At 70.6% G+C, this 1,877-nt stretch carries 3 protein-coding genes; 1 reads left to right on the top strand and 2 read right to left on the bottom strand.

The genetic code is table 11. The features are described 5' to 3' along the window. Positions 1 to 40: 40 nt before the first annotated feature. The gene (locus ACFU99_RS42325) at positions 41 to 922 is read right to left on the bottom strand and encodes a beta-ketoacyl synthase N-terminal-like domain-containing protein (RefSeq protein ID WP_384403763.1); all 882 of its coding nucleotides are present in this window, start codon (positions 920 to 922) and stop codon (positions 41 to 43) included. Next, positions 919 to 1,218, bottom strand: coding sequence for an acyl carrier protein (locus tag ACFU99_RS42330; protein ID WP_384403766.1), 300 nt, complete (start codon positions 1,216 to 1,218; stop codon positions 919 to 921). Before ACFU99_RS42330 ends, ACFU99_RS42325 begins: the two co-directional genes overlap by 4 nt. Positions 1,219 to 1,388: 170 nt before the next feature. On the opposite strand from ACFU99_RS42330, the gene ACFU99_RS42335 reads away from it, so the two are divergent. Next, a partial coding sequence (locus tag ACFU99_RS42335; protein WP_384403769.1) for an AMP-binding protein occupies positions 1,389 to 1,877 on the top strand: 489 nt, incomplete at its 3' end.

The raw sequence follows: 1,877 nt of genomic DNA on the forward strand, positions 1-1,877 counted from the left end.
GGCCGGCCCTCGTGGGGGCCGGCCCGCCTGAACGGCCCTTTTACCGGTCCTGGCCCGCCGCCTGCCAGAACGCGGCGAGGTGGTCCTCCATCAGCTTGGCGGTGTCCACCGTCCGCTGGAGGTCCCGCCCCTCCGCCACCTCACGCGCGACGACGTCCAGGGCCTGGTCGAGGACCTCGTCGGGCCGCTCCTGGTACAAGGCGAAGTAGTCCACGACCTCGTCCGGCAGCCCGGCGTGCTTCCGCAGAACCGGGGTGAGGATCACGCACGCCTCGTGCCACAGGGCGATATCCGCGTGCGCGACCAGCGCGATGTCGAGCGTCCCGGCCCGTATGAGGTCGCGTGCCGTGCCGATCGCGGTCGTGCCGGAGGCGCAGGCCGTGGCGAGGGTCATGGTGGCGCCGAGCAGCCCGAACCGTACGGACAGGGCTCCGGCTGCCGCGCTCAGCAGCCCCAGGGGCATGGTGCGCCCCGCCACCGCTGTCGGGCCGTGGCGCTCCAATCGCGTCTGCTGGGCCTCGATGGTGGCCATGCCGCCGGCCACGCTGCCCAGCATCACGCCGATCCGCGTGGGGTCGACGGCGCCGCTCGCGGGCCCGTCGGCGGAATCCCCGCCGGGCACTCGGCCAGACGTTCCGACGACGACCCCGGCCGAGGTCATCGCCTCTTCTGCGGCCACCATCGCCAACTGGGCGTAGCGGTCCAGGCTTTCGGTCAGGCCCTGCCCCAGGTACCGCGACGGCGCGAAGTCCGGTACGCGGCAGTCGAAGTCCACGGGGCAGCCGTCGAGCCGGGGGTCGCGGCGGGCGGTCGGCTCCCCCGCCACGACCCGCTTCCAGTTCGCCTCCGCGCCGACGCCCGCCGCGCTGATCAGGCCCATGCCGGTGACGGCCACGCGCCGTGGGGCCGCGGTAGGGCTCATGAGGGCGTCACCTGTTTCCGCTCGGCGCTCTCCACGATGTTCTTCAGGGTGGCCTGACCGGTGAACTCCTCTTCCGGGATATCGACGCCGAGGGATTCCCCGACCCTGTCGGCGAGTTCCACCTGCGCCACCGAATCGAGGCCGAGCGCCTCCAGGCTGGCGTCGTCGCGAATATGTCCGGGGTCTACTTCGAATGCCGAGACCAGCAGGTCGACGACTATGTCATGGACCATCTGTCGCTCGCTCCTTGGTTCGTTCTCCGGTTCGTTCTCCGGCACGTTCGCCAGTGCGCGCACCAGTACGTGCATCGGTGCGTGAACCGGCGGGTTTCTTTAACCGTTCAGCACCGTAAGCACGTATCCGCGAGAGCGTCGAGCCCGCCGTCCCACGGAGCGGAACGCGTCCTTACCGGGCCCCGGCGCATTCCCGTACGGTCGAATGCCGAAACCGGAGAGGAGAATCCTGGATGTGCGCAGAAGTAAACCGCGGAGAAAACGAACGCAACACCGACTGGAATTCCTCGACGACGCGGTATCCTCGCAATACTCCATTGCACCGGCTCTTCGAGGGCCAGGCCCGGAGGACCCCGGACGCCCCGAGCGTCGACGACGGCGCGACGAGCGTGACCTACCGTCAACTCGACCGCCTGGCGAACGCGGTCGCGTGGCGACTGCACCAGCACGGGCTGTCGCCCGGCGACCGCGTCGGCGTCATGGCGCGGCTGTCGGCAGACGCCGTCGCGGCCCTGCTCGGCGTGCTGAAGGCGGGCGGCGTGTACGTGCCTCTCGATCCGTCCTATCCACCGGCCCGGCTCGCGGCCATGTGCGAACAGGCGGACATCCGGGCGGCCGTGGTGGAGAACCCGGCTCTCGGAAGGAGCGAGCCGGTTCCGTCGGCCGGCATTCGCGTGCCCATGCCGTCCCCGGACGACGACGGAATGGACCGGCCCCCCGTC

It is taken from the genome of Streptomyces sp. NPDC057654, assembly GCF_042800135.1.
Taxonomy (GTDB): domain Bacteria; phylum Actinomycetota; class Actinomycetes; order Streptomycetales; family Streptomycetaceae; genus Streptomyces.

Coding starts and splice junctions, on each gene's coding strand:
- ACFU99_RS42325 (WP_384403763.1), bottom strand. CDS start 922: ATGAGCCCTACCGCGGCCCCACGGCGCGTGGCCGTCACCGGCATGGGC.